The sequence below is a fragment of the Pantoea sp. BL1 genome, from assembly GCF_000963985.1.
Taxonomy (GTDB): domain Bacteria; phylum Pseudomonadota; class Gammaproteobacteria; order Enterobacterales; family Enterobacteriaceae; genus Pantoea; species Pantoea rwandensis_B.
In genome coordinates, this window is sequence record NZ_JZRH01000015.1 from 50,416 (window position 1) to 69,479 (window position 19,064).

Here is a 19,064-nt window from a genome sequence, read left to right on the forward strand (position 1 = left end):
TGGAAATCTACGTACGCCCGAATAGCCGGGCGCACGCTGAGGATTTATTATTGGTAAGTCACCGCGTATTGTAATGAAGCAGCCACGGTACCCGCGGCCGCGACGCCATTGGCATAATATTGTGCGTTATAGGTCGCTGAAGATTCGGTTTCATCGGCGGCAAGGGTCAGGTCGCCATCGCCGGTATAGCCTCCCGTCAGGTTGATCACGGCGTCTTTGCTATCCACCAGCTGGACTTCAACATTCTGCGCAGTACCGGTGTTCGCCAGGTTGCCATTGGCCGTCACGTTATTACCGACAAATACTGTTGAAATTTTTGTCGATGAAGCGGAGTTAGCGGTGCATCCGGTCAAACCGACGGTGAAGGCCGTCTGTCCGGCAACATTGCCACTGGCCGCCAGATCGGATTTGCTCACGGTGGGCATCAGCACCACCGGTGAGGCCGCATTGCCATTCACCGATATGGAACAGGTTTCATCAGAGACTTCACCCTGGAAGTTAATGGTGTTATCGGAAGCTGCACCCGCAGAGGCCGAGAACAGTACACTGGTGATAACCAGTGAAAGCAGTGTTTTATGTGTTTGCGTCATTTCGTTTAATCCTTTTACTTAGTGACCCGAGATCAGCTGATTAAGGCTGGTACCGGTCTTCCGTCGAATCGAATCTTTGATGTTGTAGATCTTTTTCATCTCATGGTTCATTGCTATCGAAATGGCAGAAAGTGAATTCCCTTTTAAGGCTAAATCCAGAAAGGTGACTTCCTCATTCGACAGTGCATTAACTCTCCTTGTTGTGCCTCCTTTTAAACCATAATAGGTACTGTTAATCACCTTCTTGATATCCTCTAACCGATCTTCACAATAAATAACCGAGTGGATTCCCTCTCTCTTTATCCAATGTGCAGCCAGAGCAGCCAGTGGACGATCGGAGACTAAAATGATTGTGAGTCCGGTGGATTTCAAATAATCAATCCAGTTTTTATTGGTGAGATAACGTAAGTTTTCTCGCGAAAAATCAACGAATATACATCCCCGGCAAAACACACTTTCATAGCGACCGGCCACTAATGACAACACACCTTTAATCAGGTAATGGTTGTTCCCCGGCCAAATCGCAATTTTCTGTATCGGGCAGCGATTAAGAATATCGTTGTTTCGGTTCGTCAGCTGGCAGCCATATTTACAACTGGCACAGCGTAAGTCCTCTCGTGTTGTATTTTTCATAACAAACTCATCCGCTCCTGTAAGAGCTGCGGATATCCTGGCAGGATAGTTGTTCTTATTCAACGAGTTAAGAAATTCAGTCATTTCCTGTCCTCAGAAAAGTCTTAGGTTGTACGGGATAGCGTTTCTTTAAAATGTCATTGTCTTTTCTTCACTTGGCATGCAAGTCATCGCTTCATACCTCTATCGAGTTAAGAACTTTCTAATTCCTCCAGGATTAATGGAGAAAATCAGTGGTTAAGATCAAAAATCAGATAGCATTAATTGCTAAATAATTTAATCTTCGGCAGTGATTAACCGAGGCATTTTCAATGTGATAAGTGGTTTTTTAGGGCTTTTAATTGGTGTTTAAGTAATGGAAACTGCCTCAAATCTATGAAGTGTGATGCAGCGAGGTAATGGAGTAATGAAGTTCACCTTGCGGAAGGGGATATTTATCTCTATTAAGAATATTCTTACACCTAATGCGTGGCGGATTTGATCCTAAAATGTCCAGATGGATGTATTCTTTGACATGCGATTAGCAGACCTGCGACTGCTTTGGTTAATGTAATTAATCAAAGCGGATGAATGCTCTGACCCTTAACCCTGATTTATCGATGAATTATTTTGCTTTTTTAAATCAATTGTTAATCGCGGGTGTTCATATCAATCATAATGAATAACCTGTTTTCCTGGCAGGAAAACGAAACAAATATTGTCTGGTTGAGGCTATGTTGTGAATTAAACGACATTACAAGTCGGGCCAGCGACATTCGTCACGCATGGTTTGCGCTAATGCGGAGGCAGCGTGGGAAAGCTGGTGTTGCTTCAATCGCAAAATACCTACTCGTCGCTCAATGTGTGGCGCGACCAGCGGTACACAAACCGCGCCGAGTTCTCGCATCTGCTGAATGCAGAGTGCAGGTACGGCGCTGGCCCCCAAACCATTGGCGACCATTTTTCCCACGGTGACCAATTGATGACTCTCGTAAGCAACGTCGAGTCTTCTGCCTGCCTGAGCCAGTGACTGCTCAAGCAGCAGACGCACCGCTGAAGGGCGTTGCAACGTAATGAAATCCAGATGCAGCAGTTCACGCCAGCTCAGCTGTGGCTTATCCGCTAACGGGCTATCAGCGGGCACCACGGCAACAAAGCGGTCGCTGCCCAGCGGGGTGAAGTGCAGCGCATCGGCCAGTTCGGGTTCAAAGGCGACGCCCATCTCTACACGCCCCTCCTGCACCATCTCCAGCACTGTCTCATTTATTACGTCATGCACCGAGATATTGACGCCTGGATAGCGCTGACGAAAGGCCTTCAGCACCGCAGGCAGCAAGTTGCCAGCGAACGAGGGCATGGCGGCAATCGACACTTTTCCCAGCTGCAGCGTGAAACGCAGATGCATTGCCTCTTCGGCGTTTTCCCAGTCTGCCAGCAGTCGTCGCGCCATCGGGAAAAAAATCTCACCTTCCGGGGTCAACGAAACATGGCGCGTGGTACGCATAAATAACGGTCCGCCCAACGCTTCTTCAAGTCCGCTGATCGCCAGGCTTAACGCCGGTTGCGAAATCGCCAGGCGTTCGCTGGCTTGGGCAAAACTCAAAGTGTGAGCGACCGCTAAGAATGCACGTAACTGCTTGATAGTCATTTTCATTTTTTAATTTGTTAACTTTATGTAAAACAACGATTAATGGAATATTAATAAAAAAAATAAATGAAAGGCCAATAAAAACAAAATTAACAAATCATTATTGTGACGCGAGGATGGCTTTATTCAGTGAGCTGAGGAGATGTACAGCAATGGCAGGATTGGATAAACGCGTCACCAGTTATCAGCAGGCGCTGGCCGGATTGCAAGATGGCATGACACTGCTGGCGGGGGGATTTGGCCTGTGCGGTATTCCAGAAAATCTCATCGCCCAGATCCGCCAGCAGGGGATAACGGGACTGACCGTGGTCTCGAACAACTGTGGTGTCGATGGATTTGGCCTCGGCCTGTTGCTGGAAAATCAGCAGATTAAAACCATGATCGCCTCTTACGTCGGCGAAAACGCGCTGTTTGAACAGCAGATGCTCAGTGGTGAGCTGGAGGTGATTCTCACGCCGCAGGGCACGCTGGCAGAAAAAGTGCGCGCAGGCGGCGCCGGGATACCGGCATTTTACACCGCCACCGGCTACGGCACGCCCGTGGCGGAAGGCAAAGAAGTCAGAGAATTCGATGGACGACATTACATCCTTGAGCAGGCAATTCGCGGAGATTTCGCCATTGTGAAAGGTTGGAAAGCGGATTGGTATGGCAATGTCATCTATCGTCACACCGCGCAGAATTTCAACCCACTGATGGCGATGGCCGCTCGCGTCACCGTGGTTGAAGTTGAAGAGATTGTGGCGCCGGGTGAGCTGGACCCGGCCGCGATCCATACGCCGGGCATTTATGTTGATCGCCTGATTCAGGGCAGCTTCGAAAAACGCATCGAGAAACGCACCCTGAGTGAAGGAGGCGCACATGCTCACGCGTGAACAAATGGCGCAGCGCGTGGCTCAGGAGCTGCGCGATGGCGATTACGTCAATCTTGGTATTGGGATGCCGACGCTGGTCGCCAACTACGTACCTGAGGGGATGGACGTGATGATGCAGTCGGAAAACGGTTTATTGGGCATGGGGGCGTTTCCCACTGAAGCTGAGCTGGATGCCGACATGATCAACGCGGGCAAACAAACCCTGACCGCACGCAAAGGTGCGGCAATCTTCGATTCTGCACAGTCCTTCGCCATGATTCGTGGGGGGCATGTTGATCTGACGGTGCTGGGTGCGCTGGAAGTGGACGTCAACGGCAATATCGCGTCGTGGATGATCCCCGGAAAAATGGTCAAGGGCATGGGCGGTGCAATGGATCTGGTGGCGGGTGCGGAAAACATCATCGTGATGATGACGCACGCTTCTAAGCATGGCGAATCAAAGCTGCTGTCCGAATGCACCTTGCCGCTCACCGGCGTCGGTTGCATTCGAAAAGTCATTACTGAACTGGGCTGGCTGGAAATCGAAGAGGGCGCTTTTGTGCTGCGTGAGTATGCGCCGGGCGTCTCGATCGATGAAATCCGTGCAAAGACGGCCGGGCAATTACGCATCGCTGATGATGTCCGTGAAATGCGTTTATCCCAGGAGGCACTATGAACGAATGTGTGATTGTCGCAGCCACCCGTACGCCAATCGGCCGTTTTCATGGTGCTCTCGTGTCTCTTACCGCGGCGTCGCTGGGCCAGCAGGTGATCGCAGCCCTGCTGAATCAGACCGCGCTCGATCCCGCGCTGATCGATGAGGTGATGATGGGGCAGGTGCTCACCGCCGGATGCGGGCAAAACCCCGCGCGCCAGGCGGCCATAGCGGCGGGTGTGCCTTATAGCGTCCCTGCCAGCACGCTGAACATGGTGTGTGGCTCGGGATTAAAAGCGGTGATTCTGGCGGCGCAGGCGATTCAAAGCGGTGCCGCTGACATCATCATTGCGGGCGGTCAGGAGAGCATGAGCCAGTCGCCTTATTTGCTACCTGACGCGCGTGGCGGCTGCCGTCTGGGGCACAGTCAGCTGATGGACAGCGTGATCCACGATGGTCTGTGGGATGCGTTCAACGATTATCACATGGGGATCACCGCCGAGAATCTGGCCGAAGAATATGGCATCAGCCGTGCCGATCAGGATGCCTTTGCCTTGCAATCCCAGCAGAAAGCGGTGGCGGCACAACAACAAGGCGTTTTTCGTGCCGAAATCACGCCTGTCACGGTGGAACAGGGCAAAGGTGAAACGCGGGTGATCAGTGAAGATGAACAACCACGCGCGGACAGTTCAATTGAGCGACTGGCGCGCCTGCATCCGGCGTTTAAAAAGGACGGCAGCGTCACCGCTGGCAATGCTTCAAGCCTGAATGATGGTGCAGCCGCCGTGCTGCTGATGTCCGCATCGCGCGCTGCCGCATTAGGGTTGCCGGTGCTGGCGCGATTAACCGGAAGCGGCATTGCCGGAGTGGATCCGGCAGTGATGGGCATTGGCCCGGTGGCCGCCAGCCGCAAAGCCCTTGAGCAGGCGGCATGGACGCTGGATCAAGTGGATTTAATCGAAGCGAACGAAGCGTTTGCCGCGCAGGCACTGGCGGTGGGCAAAGCGCTCGACTGGCAGCCGGAGCGTGTCAATGTCAACGGCGGTGCGATTGCGCTGGGCCATCCGATTGGTGCCTCCGGCTGCCGCATTCTGGTGACGCTCATTCATGCCTTGCAGCAGCGTGAGCTGAAGCGCGGTCTGGCAACGCTGTGTGTGGGTGGCGGCATGGGCGTCGCTCTGGCAGTTGAACGTCCGGATTGAGGCGGACCGGTTCCCATTTTTGGCAATGTTTTTACCTTCAACCCGACAAAATAATAAGGAAGCAACATGAGTGTCGTTATTGCCCTCGCTGCGCTTGGGTTGCTGATGTTAGCCGCCTATCGCGGCTATAGCGTAATTTTGTTCGCCCCGATTGCCGCGCTGTTAGCGGTGCTGTTAACCGAGCCGGCTGCGGTCGCACCGGTGTTCAGCGGCCTGTTTATGGAAAAGATGGTGGGCTTTGTGAAGCTCTACTTCCCGGTGTTTCTGCTGGGCGCCATCTTTGGCAAATTGATTGAGCTATCCGGATTCTCACGCTCAATTGTCACGGCGGCGATTACGCTGCTGGGGCGTCGCCATGCCATCCCGGTGATTGTGCTGGTGTGCGCACTATTGACGTACGGCGGCGTATCGCTGTTTGTGGTGGCGTTCGCCGTTTATCCGTTTGCCGCAGAACTGTTCCGTCAGAGCAATATCCCTAAGCGCTTGATTCCGGCAACGGTGGCACTGGGTGCGTTCTCCTTCACCATGGATGCACTGCCCGGCACGCCACAAATCCAGAACATCATACCTGGTAGTTTCTTAGGCACTAATGCCTGGGCTGCGCCATGGTTGGGGTTGATCGGTTCACTCTTCATTATTGTGGTGGGCTTGCTGTGGCTGGATCGGCAACGCCGTAAGGCGCAAGCGAACAACGAGCAGTACGGAACCAACCTGAAGAATGAGCCGGAAACCGCTGAGAATGTGCAACTGCCGCATCCAGCGATTGCCATTCTGCCGCTGATTTTGGTTGGGGTACTCAATCTCTGCTTCACCTGGTGGATTCCTGCCTGGTACGGTGCGCACAGCAGTGTCACGCTTCCGGGTAATCCCACGCCCATTGTGACTGATATCGTCAAAAGTACTGCGATCTGGGCCGTGCAGGCTGCATTGCTGAGCGGCATTCTGGTGGTATTGATCTTCGGCTGGCGCAATATTCGCGGTCGTCTGGCGGAAGGCAGCCGCACCGCGGTGGCGGGTGCATTGCTGGCGGCGATGAATACCGCCTCCGAATACGGTTTTGGTGCGGTGATCGCCGCGTTACCGGGCTTTGTGGTGTTGTCTGGCGTACTGCAGGCGATTCCCAACCCGCTGCTCAATGAAGCGATCAGCATTACCGTACTGGCGGGGATCACCGGTTCGGCGTCGGGCGGGATGAGTATTGCGCTGGCGGCAATGGCTGAACACTTCGTGCAGGCGGCACAGGCCACGGGTATTCCAATGGAAGTGTTGCACCGTGTGGCGGCCATGGCCAGCGGCGGGATGGATACACTGCCACACAATGGCGCCGTCATCACGCTGTTAGCGATCACCGGTCTAAGCCATAAAGAAGCCTATGGTGGCATCTTCGCCATCACCATTATCAAAAGTCTGGCAGTGCTATTTGTGATTGGGGTGTTTTACCTCACCGGCATTGTCTGAAGGAGGATAAATCGATGCAATTAGCAGGAAAAGTGGCACTAGTGACCGGTTCAACCAGCGGAATTGGATTAGGTATTGCTGAGCAACTGGCACTGGCCGGCGCCACGGTAATACTCAACTGCTTTGGCGAAGTGGAACACGCGAAAGCGCTTATCGCTGCCACCGGGGCAACAGTGGATTATCACGCGGCAGACATGTCCGATCCGCAGCAAATCGCCGCGATGATAGCGTGGGCAGAAGGGCAGTATGGTGCGGTGGACATTCTGGTGAACAACGCCGGTATTCAGTACACCGCGCCGGTGGAGTCATTTCCGATTGAGAAATGGGATGCGATTATTGCTATCAATCTCTCCTCGGTATTCCACACCAGTCGCGCCGTCTTGCCAGGCATGCAGGCACGTCACTGGGGGCGCATCATCAATATCGCCTCCGTGCATGGCCTGGTGGCGTCGAAAGAGAAAGCGGCCTATGTTGCTGCGAAGCATGGTGTGGTGGGGCTGACAAAAGTGATCGCGCTGGAGAACGCACAATCACCGATCACCTGCAACGCCATCTGTCCGGGCTGGGTGTTAACGCCGCTGGTGCAGCAGCAGATCGACAAACGCATTGCGGCTGGCGAAGATGCCGAAACCGCGCGACTGGCGTTATTGTCAGAGAAGCAACCTGCTCAGGCGTTTGTCACGCCAGAACAGTTGGGGGCGTTGGTGCTGTTTCTTTGCAGCGAAGGCGGTGCGCAGGTGCGCGGTGCAGCCTGGAATATGGATGGCGGCTGGCTGGCGCAGTGATGCGTGGTGCTATTACTTCGCCAGCCACTGTAGGATCAGCGCCAATGCATTCGGCTGTGAACTTAGGACCTGATGCTGGATGCCAAATAGCTTGCGCATTGCTTAGGGCAGTGTCCACGTTACGTGAGTAGGATTAAAGTGCCAGGTAAACATTCTTCCCGTATAGATCTTGTAACGTGATGGTACGGAAAGATTCAGTGTCACTTTGAAGATAATGTTTGGCAATTAAGCATTTGAACTTTGATACATATCGCACTTATGTCAAATTGCGTTAACCCAAAAAATAATAAACCATGTAAACTATGTGTGATATTTGTTTATTCAATTCATAGGATTATATATGGACCGTGATAAGGACGTTAAAGCAGCTGAAGTGAAACTGATAGCGATAAGCGGCGGTAAAACTAAACAGGGCGGTACACTAAATGGTACCTGTGGAATTACATGCCAGGGCATCCCAGCTGTTCTGGAAGGGAATTTCGTTGAATACCCAGATGGATCTCAAGCCACAGTTCTTCGCGATGAATCAACAACACTGGCGCAGCATGATGAGCATGGCAATAGCCTCACCGTAGCGGCTACTGGAACTATGCTTTCTAATGGCGACATGATATCTGATGCCGGTCAGCAGAAGCTGGGTACGGTGATTTTCAGCAATCACACATCAGGTGTTTATGAGTTCGATGAGTCTGACATAGTAAAAATGAAGGCAGAGGGATTGCTATGAGTATGCTCCCTGGTATCTGGACGGGAGATACAACTACTCATGGTGGAGTTTTAGTTGAAGGTGAACCAACGTTTACTTATGGAAATAAAGCTTCTGCTGTATTAATCGGTCATAAATTTTGGTGTCCTAAGTGTTTTTGCTGGTCAGTATTTGTTGAGGGTGAGCAAAGCTACACGGTTGATGGTCGGGCTAGAGTCTTACAAGGACATAAATCTTCATGCGGTGCTTCTGCTATTCACACACAAGGTTTTCATTATCATATAGGAACGACTGGAAGCTCAAAATCACCTCAACAACAATCGACTCAGGTAATTGCTAATGAAGTTGATAAAAATAAGTCATCTGGTGATTATTATCATAAATTTCATATTAACAACTATGGTAATGGGAGTTTAAACTATGTCGTTTTGTCCGGTGATAATGTATTAGAACAAGGATCAGTATCATCCATTACAGACTTGGCCATTGGCAGTACATCACATGTAAGAACTAATGAGTCTCGAAAAATAACACTCGCTATAACCCCGCCTCGGTTAAAAATATAAAAAAGGGATCTTTTATGGGAGTGAAAAACCTCTACGCAGGTTTTAATAGCCGTACAGTAACTCAAGATACATACATTGTAAGAAAGTTAGAGAAAACTCGTTACTTAGATAAAGAAAACTATTCTAGAATTACAATCGAACCTATTACCATACAGCAAATCCCCAAAGCTATGTCACGAATGGGTTGGAAGCGCTCTGCTTCGTTTATGACCCGATGGCTAAATTCCCCTGCCTGGAAATGTCCTGAATCATGGAAGGACGGAAGGGAGTTGCCAGAAGGTATGTATATACCAGATCAGCATTGTGATGATACGACGATAAAGATGTCTTGGTTGATAGGCTACCCTAGGGTAGCTAATGCTGTGACAAAACTTCTCAATGAAAGAGCACTATCACCTGCGGCACTAAAAATGACGGCCAAAAGGCTTAAGCGTCTCGGATGGGATGGTACTGGTGCATACACCTTTGGGCGAAAGAATATTCTTGGTCGGCCTTCTATGTCTGCCAGGGAGTTAGAGCAAAATTATCAAAATAATTACCTTGGGGTGGGAGATAATTTTACTCTTCATCTAATGTGGGACACCTTAGATGATGTATTTGGTTCTCTTGGGACCTTCAGTTTGAAGGTGGGAGTAATAGGTACAGCCTATAGTGATTCATCAAAAAATGTATTTTTTGAACCATCATATGCAGGAGTCTATGTAAAAGATTTCTATGATTTCAATAATGACAACGGCTGGGATCAACCCCTTGGCGTGTGGACTGAGGATGGAATTTTAACCAGGGGAGAAAGTGTGACCAGTATACTCAATATTAAAACTATTACTCTAAATAAAAAAACAAAGAAGTGTGCCTACGTGTTTAACTCTGACTTTTTAAAGTACAGAGATAAAACGGGGCGGGGAGGAGATTTTATCGTTTTTTCTGATGTGTATTGGGTGAGGTTACGTGGAGTATATCCTTTACCCTGGGGTTGAAGATTTGGCCTCCTTAAATAGGAGGCTTTGTGTTTTTATCCGAAATTATAAATCACTATCCCGCAGGTTAAGTATCCAAATAAAAGGCTTATCAAATATCTTAGTCTTAATTCTTTAATGGAGTAAGAAGTGAAAAAATAGAAAGTTAGCATGCTAAGACACAGGATGCCTGAAAAACAAAGAGTGAAAAATACACCCCATCCAGGCATATTTCCCCTATATGGATTGATTAGGTCATATGTGTAAGGTGGAAGTAAAATCTGACCAATCAGAAAGACGGATAGATATCCATATCTAAAGCGCCGGAGCTTGATACTAAATCTGGCTACTTCAGCACCCAGTAACGCTGCTATTGAGCCTGATGAAATGGCAATTGCATATGGAACTGCATTATGAGGCATATGTCCTAATCCCTTTCTGACAGTATGGTTTTTTAATGCTGCTCATCCTACTACAAAATCCTCTTAAACAGAGGTTTCGACATCGTTTTTAGTGCGGCTTTATCCACGCAGCAATACACTCTTTCATCACTCGCAGGCGCTCATCCAGCGCCGCTTTGGCACTGAGATCCTGCTGGTAAATAATCGACAGCGTGGACTGATTAATCAGATAGAAAAAGCCCAGCGCGGAGATATTGATGTTGAGTTGCATCACATCGATATCCTCGCGCACGTTTCCTTCGGTGCGTCCCCGCTGCAGCAATTGCTGGGTGATACTGCTCCAGCTCTGATTGATCTGCACAGTGATGTCAGAATCTTTGAGATGCCGCGCTTTTAGCTGATTTTCGCTGTTGAGCAGGCGAATGAACTCGGGGTTTTTCAGGTAATAATGCCAGGTGAATTCAACCAGTTGCAAAATAGCGTGGTCGGCGGGGACATGATCGAGTTTTAACGCCGCTTCCTGCTCGCGAATGTCACGATAGGCTTCTTCCAGCACGCGGGTAAACAGAATGTCTTTGTTGGTGAAGTAGTAGTAAATCAGTTGCTTATTGGCATGGGCGCGTTCGGCGATGCTATCGACGCGCGCACCGTCGAATCCTTTCTCAGCGAACTCTGCGCGCGCGGCCATCAGTATCCGCACCTGCTTATCCGTGACATCCTCAATGTTACTCGCAACACGATCAACCAAAGCAGAATCCCCACATATCACTGTTTTACTGAGCATTATAGTGCCTCTTTTTGCGCATAAAACAAGGGCAAAAATTTTCAACTAACTAGTTGGTTATGTGAATTCGATCAAAGTCAGGTCTCTTTCTGCCCACTATAGTGACGTCATCAACCAGTTAGTTGATTGATTATGAATCAGCAAACGACGGAGCGTTGAAATAGATGTTGAACGTGTTACTTCCATCACAAACGACTTTGAGGTGAATACATGGCGCAGATTCCAGTGGGCATCATCATGCACGGCGTGACCGGGCGAATGGGTAAAAATCAACATCTCATCCGCTCGATTGTGCAGATTCGACAGCAGGGCGGCGTTGCGCTGGCCAATGGCGACCGATTGATGCCGGACCCGATTCTGATTGGTCGCAACGCGGAAAAAATCGCTACGCTGGCGCGGGAGTTTGGTATCGAACGCTGGGGAACCAACATCGATGATGCACTGAATAATCCGCAGGACATCATCTTTTTTGATGCAGCCACCACACAAGCACGTCCGGCGCTACTGAAGAAAGCCATCAGCAAAGGCAAGCACGTCTATTCGGAAAAGCCGGTGGCGATGGGGATGGATGATGCGCTGGATTTGTACCATTTCGCGCGGGAAAAAGGAGTGTGTCACGGCGTGGTCCAGGACAAGCTGTGGCTGCCGGGTTTACAAAAGCTGCGCCTGTTGAATGAGTCCGGTTTCTTTGGCCGCGTGTTATCGGTGCGCGGTGAATTTGGTTACTGGGTGTTTGAAGGCGATCGCCAACCGGCCCAGCGTCCTTCCTGGAACTACCGCAGTGAGGATGGCGGCGGCATTATCCTCGATATGATTTGCCACTGGCGCTACGTCATCGACAACCTGTTTGGTGAAATCAAAAGCCTGAGCTGTATCGGTGCCACTCACATTCCACAACGCTGGGATGAACAGCAGAAACCTTATGACGCCACGGCGGACGACGCGGTTTATGCCACCTTTGAACTGCACAACGGCGCGATTGTGCAGATCAACAGCTCCTGGTGCGTGCGCGTGCGCCGTGATGACCTGGTGACATTCCAGGTGGATGGCGTAAACGGTTCCGCCGTAGCGGGTCTTAGCGATTGCTTCACGCAGGCTAGCGTTAATACGCCGAAGCCGGTGTGGAATCCGGATATCCGTCAGACACATAACTTCTTTGATGACTGGGCCAGCGTGCCGGATACCCAGGTCTATGACAACGCGTTCAAAGTGCAGTGGGAGCTGTTTTTACGCCACGTCTGGGGCGAGGGTGAGTACCGCTGGGATCTGCTGGAAGGGGCTAAGGGTTTGCAACTGGTCGATCTGGCTCTGAAAAGCTGGAAAGAGCGTCGCTGGGTTGATGTGCCATCACTGGAACGCTAAGGAGCCGAACATGAATCGACCTCATTCCGGGCAACTTTCACTGAACACAGCGACCGTGCGCCAGCAGTGGGATTTGCGGCAAATCATTGAAGGTTGTGCGCGCCATGAGATTCGCGGCATCTCGCCGTGGCGCGATCAGGTGGCAAACATCGGTTTAGCTGAAGCGGCACGGCTGATTCGTCACCACGATCTGCGGGTGAGTGGCTACTGCCGTGGCGGGATGTTTCCCGGCGTTGATCAGCAAGCACGCCAGGCGACCCTGGCCGACAACCAGCGTGCGGTGGATGAAGCGCTTGAATTAGGTGCAGAGTGCCTGGTGCTGGTGGTCGGCGGTTTGCCGCCAGGTTCGAAAGATCTGCCGGGGGCGCGCCAGCAAGTGCGTGATGGACTCAGCGCTCTGCTGGAGTACGCCCGCGCGGGTGGCATGCCGTTGGCGATTGAACCACTGCATCCGATGTACGCGGCGGATCGCGCCTGCATCAACACGCTGAAACAGGCTAACGATCTCTGCGATGAGCTGGGCGACGACGGATTGGGGATTGCCGTCGATGTCTATCACACCTGGTGGGATGCTGAGTTTTATCAGGAAATCGCGCGTGCGGGTCTGAAACGGCTGCTGGCGTTTCATATCTGCGACTGGCTCACGCCTACGCGGGACCTGCTGGAAGATCGCGGCATGATGGGCGATGGCGTTATCGATATCCGCGCCATGCGGGAAGCGGTAGAAGCTCAGGGTTACTGTGGATGGCATGAAGTCGAAATTTTCTCCCGCCTGAACTGGTGGACTCAGAATCCTGATGAGGTGCTTAAGACCTGCAAGGCTCGCCATCTGGCGCACGGTTAACCGTATCTGACAGAGCTGAAAAGCTGTTTTCGTCGGTCACAGACATTGTCGAGGAAAAGATGAATACAGATACCCGCAAAATGATTCTGGTCACCGTGCTGTGCGGCCTTGGCTACATGATGTACTCGGTGGATCGCATGACGGTGTCATCAGCCATCGGGCTGATCGCCGGAGAGTTCGGTCTCGGTAAAGCAGAGAGTGGCATTCTGCTCTCCTCCTTCTTCTTTGGCTTCATCGTCTTTCTGTTCATTTCTGGCATTATCGCCGACAAGTTGAGCGGTAAACCGGTGCTGATTCTCGGCCTGATGATGTTTTCACTGGCGACACTGTTAACCGGTGTCGCCGGCAGCATGACCAGCCTGATTTTTTACCGCGTGATGACGGGCATCGGTGAGGGCATCTTCTGGCCTGCTGCTTCGCTCGAAGTGGCCAACGTGACCAGCGAAAAACAGCGCACCACGGTCATGTCGCTCTATTGGATGGGCTATCCCATTGGCGGATTCCTTGGCACCTGGATGGGCGCCATGCTCGGTCCGATCTTTGGCTGGCGTGTGGTGTTTTACGTGGCGGGTGCCATGGGCATGCTGGTGGCGCTGTTGTATTTGGTGTTGGTGAAAAATGACCGAAAACCCGCCGAGCTGATAGCGCGCCAGACAGCGGAGAAAGTACCCTTAAAAACCTTGTTCCGCCATGCGCCCGTGTTGCTGATGGCCGCATTCTATTTCGTGCTGCTGGCAGGCTGGTGGATTGTCCTGTTGTGGGCACCCAGTTATTTGATGCAGGTGAAGAATCTGTCGATTGGTACCGCTGGCACCATCGCCAGCTTGCTCGGCATTACCGGGGCACTGGGCGGCTTTGTGCTGGGACGCTACTGTGATAAAGGCGATTTCAAACGCCGTCGCACCATTCTGATGGCCATTACCTTTATTAGCGGGCTGGTGATGGCAGCGATGGCAATCAATCTCTCCGTCCCCCTGGTGATAGTGCTGGTGCTGATCCTCGGTTTCCTTGGCTATCCGATTACCCCCATTGTTCTCTCGCTCACCGCTGAACTGGTGCCGCCCTCGCTGCGCGGTTCAGCCATCGGCTTTGTGATGAATATGGGGATGGCAGCGGGCGGTATCTCGCCGATCGTCGCGGGTTATTACGCACAACACTACAGCTTACAGCCGGTCTGGCTGGTCGCCGCCTGCGTCATCATCTGCAGCAGCGTGGTGCTGCTGGGTGTGCGTCGGCTGCCTATCGGAAGCCACAACAGTTCGCAGAATGTGATGCCGTCCGGGCATCTGGCAAAACACTGAGAGAAGGAACAGAACCATGTCTGTGAGCAATAAAGTGCGTTTACTGGATCGCAACGGTCAGCCTTACAGTTACACCCTGCAGGGTGAGCGCCACTGGAGCGTGCCAGCAAAACCGGTATTTAACCGTGACGTCTATGCGGCTGCGCATGTGGTTGCCGACCCGCAGCGGATGCAAAATCCGCAGAGTGATATGCCAATTGACTGGGATAGCACGTTGGAATACCGACATCATCTGATGTCACTCGGATTAGGCATTGCCGAAGCCATGGATACCGCCCAACGCGGCATGGGGCTGGACTGGCCAACCGCACTGGAGCTGATCAAACGCAGCGTGGAGCAAGCGAAGGCTTACCCTGGTGCACGGGTGGCCAGCGGTGCGGGCACCGATCATCTGACCGATTTTTCCCTGCTGACCTTGCAGGATGTGATTGCCGCGTATGAACAGCAAATCGCGGCGATTGAGGGGTGTGGTGGACGTATTATTTTAATGGCCAGTCGTGCGCTCGCCGCGATTGCCAAAGGGCCAGATGACTACATCAAGGTGTACAGCACTCTTTTACGTCAGGTGCGTGAACCGGTTATTTTGCACTGGCTGGGGGATATGTTCGATCCAGCGCTACGCGGCTACTGGGGCGGCGCGACAATTCACAGCGCGATGGAGGTCTGTCTGGCGGTGATTCGCGAGAATGAGGCCAAAGTGGAGGGGATAAAAATCTCTCTGCTGGATAAAGATCGAGAAATTGAGATGCGCCGCCAGCTGCCGGCATCCGTTAAAATGTATACCGGTGATGATTTCAATTATCCCGAATTGATCGCCGGGGATGAGCAGGGCTTCTCACATGCGCTACTGGGTATTCTCGACGGCATTGCACCGGCCGCCACCAGCGCGCTGCATGCATTAGCACAGGGCGATCGTGCCACCTTTGAACGGATACTGGCTCCGACAGTGCCGCTGGCGCGCCATTTGTTCTCGGCGCCCACGCAGTATTACAAGGCGGGTATCGTGTTCCTCGCGTGGTTGAATGGCCATCAGAAACATTTCACCTTACTGGGTGGCATGCAGAGTGCGCGCAGTCTGGCGCACTACTCTGAAGCATTCAGACTGGCTGACGAGGCGGGTTTGCTCAATAACGCGGATGTGGCTGCGGAGCGCATGTGGCTGCTGGCAAAAATGCACGGTATTTAGCCTATCGGCCTAATGTGATGAGATGCTATTTAAGCCGTCCGGATTTCTGACGGAAAAAGAAGATTCACACGGTTAGAGCGAAAAGAAGCCCGCCATTGGCGGGCTTGATAGCAGCGGCTATCGAATAATCTCGTAGGTGACGCGCGTGTATGTACTGCAACCACGATTGTGGCAGTCCATTATTGCAGGAATATTTTGTTACTGAACATACTGTTTCCTGATGGTTGTGTGGCAGTGGGCTTTAAGCGCTGACTCAAATGTACTGAATATTGAGCGAACCCTGTGCCGATGTCGTGATCTGCGCCTGAACCCGCCACGTTGAGTGTATGCGTTCGGGTGTGAGTACTGCATTGGGCTTACCCGTCGAAACCACACGACCCTGATCGAGTACCACAAGGTGTTGGCAATATTTTGCCGCCAGATTCAGGTCGTGAAGTGCAATCACCACCGTCACTGGCAGCGAAGAGATAAGACGCATCAATTCAAGCTGGAATTGGATGTCCAGGTGATTGACGGGCTCATCCAGCAGTAAAACATCCGGTTTTTGCGCCAGTGCGCGGGCAATTTGGCAACGCTGGCGCTCACCGCCGGATAATCGTTGCCAGCAGCGGTCGACCAAATTTTCCAGTTGCATTAACGCCACCGCCTCGTGAACGGCGCTGGCATCTTCTGCCGTCCAGAACTGGAATGCGCCACGATGAGGTGTGCGCCCGAGACGAATAATGTCAATCACCGTGAGTTCATCATCGGCCTCGGCATGTTGCGGGACAAAGGCCAGCTTACGCGCCAGTTGATGGCGCGAAAGTTGGTTCAGCCTCAGTTCGCCGAGGGTTATCTTCGCCCCCGAATCAGGCATTAGCCCAGCCAGTGCACGCAGCAGGGTAGATTTCCCTGAACCGTTCGGGCCAAGCAAACCTACGGTTGCAGACTGAGCCGCGTCGAAGGAGACCGCAGTGAGGATACGACGCGCCTGAAGTTGGACGCTGAGGTCACTGACCGATATCGTCATCGTTTAGTTGCCCTTTCGTTGATAGAGAAGGAAGGCAAAAGCAGGAGCGCCCACCAATGCCGTCACCACGCCAATGGGTAAAACCTGATGTGCGATCAACGTTCTCGACATCAAGTCGGCAAGGATCATGAAATGGCAGCCCGACAGGAATGTCACGGGAAGGGTGATCAGGTGTCGCTGTCCAACCAGCATGCGGGTCACGTGCGGAATGACCAATCCGACAAACCCCACCGCCCCAATCGAACTGACAATCACCGCCGTGATGAATGCCGTGATCAACAGCAACACAATCCGTACTTTCACGACCTGCGTGCCCAGCGTTACGGAGACATCGACGCCAAATGAAAAGGTGTCCAGCGTGCGTGCATAGCACATGATCACCCCAAATCCGCTGATGATGACGATGGCGCAGAGAATGGCATCTGGCCAGCGAACGCCGCTTAAACTGCCTAACAGCCAAAACATCACACCACGCGATTGCTCCGCATTGGCTGATGTGCTGACGATGTAAGACGTGAGCGCATTGAACAGCTGTGTTCCGGCAATACCGGCCAAAATGATGCGCCCGGTGTTTTCCCCCATCCCTCGTGAGAGCAAGATAATCAAGCCAAACGCCAGGCAAGCGCCGGCAAAGGCACCGCTGCCAACCGTCAACACGCCGCTGCCAATACCCAACAGCATCACCATCACGGCACCGGTGGAAGCACCCGCAGAGATACCCAACAGGTAGGGTTCCGCCAACGGGTTTCTTAACAACGATTGCAACACCAGGCCGCAAAGGGCTAAGCCACCTCCGCTGCAGGCCGCCATGAAGGCCCGACTCATGCGATATTGCCAGACAATAACGGCCTCAACGGGAGGGACATCATAATGCGTCATCCCCAATCCATTGGTGATCGCCTTAAAAGTAGCGATCAATGAGATGGGCATATCGCCAATGCTCGATGAGAAGATCATCATCACTGGCAGGCTGACCAGGCCCGCCAGGACAATAAAGCCGATGTTAATGTGGGAAGTGCGTCTCATACTATTTGAAAGTGGCCATCTGCTGACCGATCAGCTCAACCGCATCGATATTGCGCAGGGACGGATTGAGTGACATAGCAGGTACGACTACGATGTGACCCTGCTTAACCGCGTTCATTTCTCGTGTGACGGGATCGCTTTTGAGAAAGGCTTGCTTTACCGCGACATCATCTGCTGGATACAGCCTTCTCTCCATGCTGGCAATGACGATGATATCGGGCTGAGATTGTGCGATATGTTCCCAACTCACGGCGGGCCATTCGTCGGAGGAATCAATAATGTTTTGCAGGCCGAGTGTCTGAGTGATCCAGCCCGGGGCACCCTGGCTGCCTGCGATCCATGGATCGCCTTTAAGGCGTGTGCTTGAGAACCAATACACCACCTTAAGTGGCTTGCGGGCGTGTAGTGCCGCCTGTTGTTGCGCCTGAACGACGCGTGCAGACAACGTCTTCTTTAATTCCTCACCACGTTGAGCCACGTCGAAGAGGTTGGCCAGCGCGGTGATTTCATCATAGATCACGTCAATGGAATAAGGCGTAGCGCGTGCACCGTCAGCGTTTGAGGAAGCCGTAACCGCTTTGCCCTGACAATCAGCAGGTGAAATCCAGGTTCTGATGCCAAGTTGTTCGAATTGTTCTCGGGTTGCGACTTCACCCTGAGGCCCAACATGCCAGCTATATTGCGCCAATACCAGGTCAGGATTTTGCGCGACAACCGCTTCAAATCCCGGCGAGTTATCTGCAAGGCGCTTAAGACCACTGCCTGCCTGCGCTAAATCAGGCGGTAAAGGGCCGAACCAGACGGCGGTTCCAGCGATTTTGCTTCCCAGGCCAAGTGCCAGAAGGAGTTCGGTTTCATGTTGCCCAATGGTCACCACGCGTGCAGGCGGTTGTGAAAAGGTTTCCGTTTTACCGCAGTTTTCAATGCTGAGGGGATAGGTGGAAGCCAGTGCGGTGGAAGTGCTGAATACCATTATGAGTGCCAAAAGGCGGTTTGAAAAAGTGCGCATCGTTTACCGTAAGTGTTATGTTATAACGTAACATAATGACAATCCTAACGGCCTCATGTCAATCGATACTGCGACCAATAGCGATGCTTCGCGCTATTAAGGTGAAATCCGCA

General features: G+C 52.1%; 19 protein-coding genes. 12 read left to right on the forward strand and 7 right to left on the reverse strand.

The annotated features are described in order from the left end of the window. Positions 1–47 precede the first annotated feature (47 nt). The 3 genes from VH86_RS08940 to VH86_RS08950 all read right to left on the reverse strand — a co-directional run bounded on the left by VH86_RS08940 (position 48) and on the right by VH86_RS08950 (position 2,856). Positions 48–590, reverse strand: coding sequence for a fimbrial protein (locus VH86_RS08940; protein ID WP_045832672.1), 543 nt, complete (start codon positions 588–590; stop codon positions 48–50). A gap of 18 nt (positions 591–608) precedes the next feature. Then, positions 609–1,307 (reverse strand): LuxR family transcriptional regulator, encoded by a 699-nt coding sequence (locus VH86_RS26115; RefSeq protein WP_231638474.1) that lies wholly within the window; start codon positions 1,305–1,307, stop codon positions 609–611. A gap of 649 nt (positions 1,308–1,956) precedes the next feature. Continuing rightward, positions 1,957–2,856, reverse strand: a complete 900-nt coding sequence (locus VH86_RS08950) for a LysR family transcriptional regulator (protein WP_045832673.1) — start codon at positions 2,854–2,856, stop codon at positions 1,957–1,959. A gap of 146 nt (positions 2,857–3,002) precedes the next feature. On the opposite strand from VH86_RS08950, the gene VH86_RS08955 reads away from it, so the two are divergent. The 8 genes from VH86_RS08955 (at position 3,003) to VH86_RS08985 (ending at position 10,050) form a co-directional block, all read left to right on the forward strand. After that, positions 3,003–3,722, forward strand: coding sequence for a CoA transferase subunit A (locus VH86_RS08955; RefSeq protein WP_045832674.1), 720 nt, complete (start codon positions 3,003–3,005; stop codon positions 3,720–3,722). Beyond that, positions 3,709–4,377, forward strand: coding sequence for a CoA transferase subunit B (locus tag VH86_RS08960; RefSeq protein WP_045832675.1), 669 nt, complete (start codon positions 3,709–3,711; stop codon positions 4,375–4,377). The genes VH86_RS08955 and VH86_RS08960 overlap by 14 nt, the downstream gene beginning before the upstream one ends. Further along, on the forward strand, positions 4,374–5,558 hold the full coding sequence (locus tag VH86_RS08965; RefSeq protein WP_045832676.1) for an acetyl-CoA C-acetyltransferase: 1,185 nt from the start codon (positions 4,374–4,376) through the stop codon (positions 5,556–5,558). The genes VH86_RS08960 and VH86_RS08965 overlap by 4 nt, the downstream gene beginning before the upstream one ends. Positions 5,559–5,624: 66 nt before the next feature. Beyond that, the gene (locus VH86_RS08970; RefSeq protein ID WP_045832677.1) at positions 5,625–7,016 is read left to right on the forward strand and encodes a GntP family permease; all 1,392 of its coding nucleotides are present in this window, start codon (positions 5,625–5,627) and stop codon (positions 7,014–7,016) included. 14 nt (positions 7,017–7,030) lie between these two features. Next, entirely contained in the window at positions 7,031–7,801 is a 771-nt protein-coding gene (locus VH86_RS08975) for a 3-hydroxybutyrate dehydrogenase (protein WP_045832678.1), read from the forward strand. 340 nt (positions 7,802–8,141) lie between these two features. Further along, the gene (locus VH86_RS08980) at positions 8,142–8,528 is read left to right on the forward strand and encodes a hypothetical protein (protein ID WP_045832679.1); all 387 of its coding nucleotides are present in this window, start codon (positions 8,142–8,144) and stop codon (positions 8,526–8,528) included. Further along, a complete protein-coding gene (locus tag VH86_RS25050; RefSeq protein ID WP_072050595.1) occupies positions 8,525–9,073 on the forward strand; it encodes a PAAR domain-containing protein in 549 nt (182 codons plus the stop codon). Before VH86_RS08980 ends, VH86_RS25050 begins: the two co-directional genes overlap by 4 nt. Before the next feature lie 14 nt (positions 9,074–9,087). Continuing rightward, positions 9,088–10,050 carry a DUF6402 family protein gene (locus VH86_RS08985; protein WP_045832680.1) on the forward strand — a complete coding sequence of 321 codons (963 nt, stop codon included), beginning with the start codon at positions 9,088–9,090 and terminating at the stop codon, positions 10,048–10,050. 489 nt (positions 10,051–10,539) lie between these two features. Here the strand turns inward: VH86_RS08985 and VH86_RS08990 are convergent, their stop codons facing one another. After that, the gene (locus tag VH86_RS08990; RefSeq protein ID WP_045832740.1) at positions 10,540–11,178 is read right to left on the reverse strand and encodes a TetR/AcrR family transcriptional regulator; all 639 of its coding nucleotides are present in this window, start codon (positions 11,176–11,178) and stop codon (positions 10,540–10,542) included. 246 nt (positions 11,179–11,424) lie between these two features. Here VH86_RS08990 and VH86_RS08995 point away from each other — a divergent pair, with 246 nt between their 5' ends. From VH86_RS08995 to VH86_RS09010, 4 genes are read left to right on the forward strand one after another with little or no spacing between them, the layout of a single operon-like run. After that, on the forward strand, positions 11,425–12,576 hold the full coding sequence (locus VH86_RS08995) for a Gfo/Idh/MocA family protein (RefSeq protein WP_045832681.1): 1,152 nt from the start codon (positions 11,425–11,427) through the stop codon (positions 12,574–12,576). 10 nt (positions 12,577–12,586) lie between these two features. Next, on the forward strand, positions 12,587–13,420 hold the full coding sequence (locus VH86_RS09000; RefSeq protein ID WP_045832682.1) for a sugar phosphate isomerase/epimerase: 834 nt from the start codon (positions 12,587–12,589) through the stop codon (positions 13,418–13,420). A gap of 59 nt (positions 13,421–13,479) precedes the next feature. Next, the gene (locus VH86_RS09005) at positions 13,480–14,721 is read left to right on the forward strand and encodes an MFS transporter (RefSeq protein ID WP_045832683.1); all 1,242 of its coding nucleotides are present in this window, start codon (positions 13,480–13,482) and stop codon (positions 14,719–14,721) included. A gap of 16 nt (positions 14,722–14,737) precedes the next feature. Then, a complete protein-coding gene (locus VH86_RS09010; RefSeq protein ID WP_045832684.1) occupies positions 14,738–15,907 on the forward strand; it encodes a dihydrodipicolinate synthase family protein in 1,170 nt (389 codons plus the stop codon). A gap of 253 nt (positions 15,908–16,160) precedes the next feature. On the opposite strand, the gene VH86_RS09015 is transcribed toward VH86_RS09010, so the two are convergent. The 3 genes from VH86_RS09015 to VH86_RS09025 are packed head-to-tail and all read right to left on the reverse strand — an operon-like array spanning position 16,161 to position 18,915. After that, complete coding sequence (locus tag VH86_RS09015; RefSeq protein ID WP_045832685.1) at positions 16,161–16,916, reverse strand: ABC transporter ATP-binding protein; 756 nt, start codon at positions 16,914–16,916, stop codon at positions 16,161–16,163. Between the two features lie 3 nt (positions 16,917–16,919). Further along, a complete protein-coding gene (locus VH86_RS09020) occupies positions 16,920–17,942 on the reverse strand; it encodes an iron ABC transporter permease (RefSeq protein WP_045832686.1) in 1,023 nt (340 codons plus the stop codon). Position 17,943: 1 nt separating this feature from the next. Beyond that, the gene (locus VH86_RS09025) at positions 17,944–18,915 is read right to left on the reverse strand and encodes an ABC transporter substrate-binding protein (RefSeq protein ID WP_231647180.1); all 972 of its coding nucleotides are present in this window, start codon (positions 18,913–18,915) and stop codon (positions 17,944–17,946) included. Positions 18,916–19,064 lie beyond the last annotated feature (149 nt).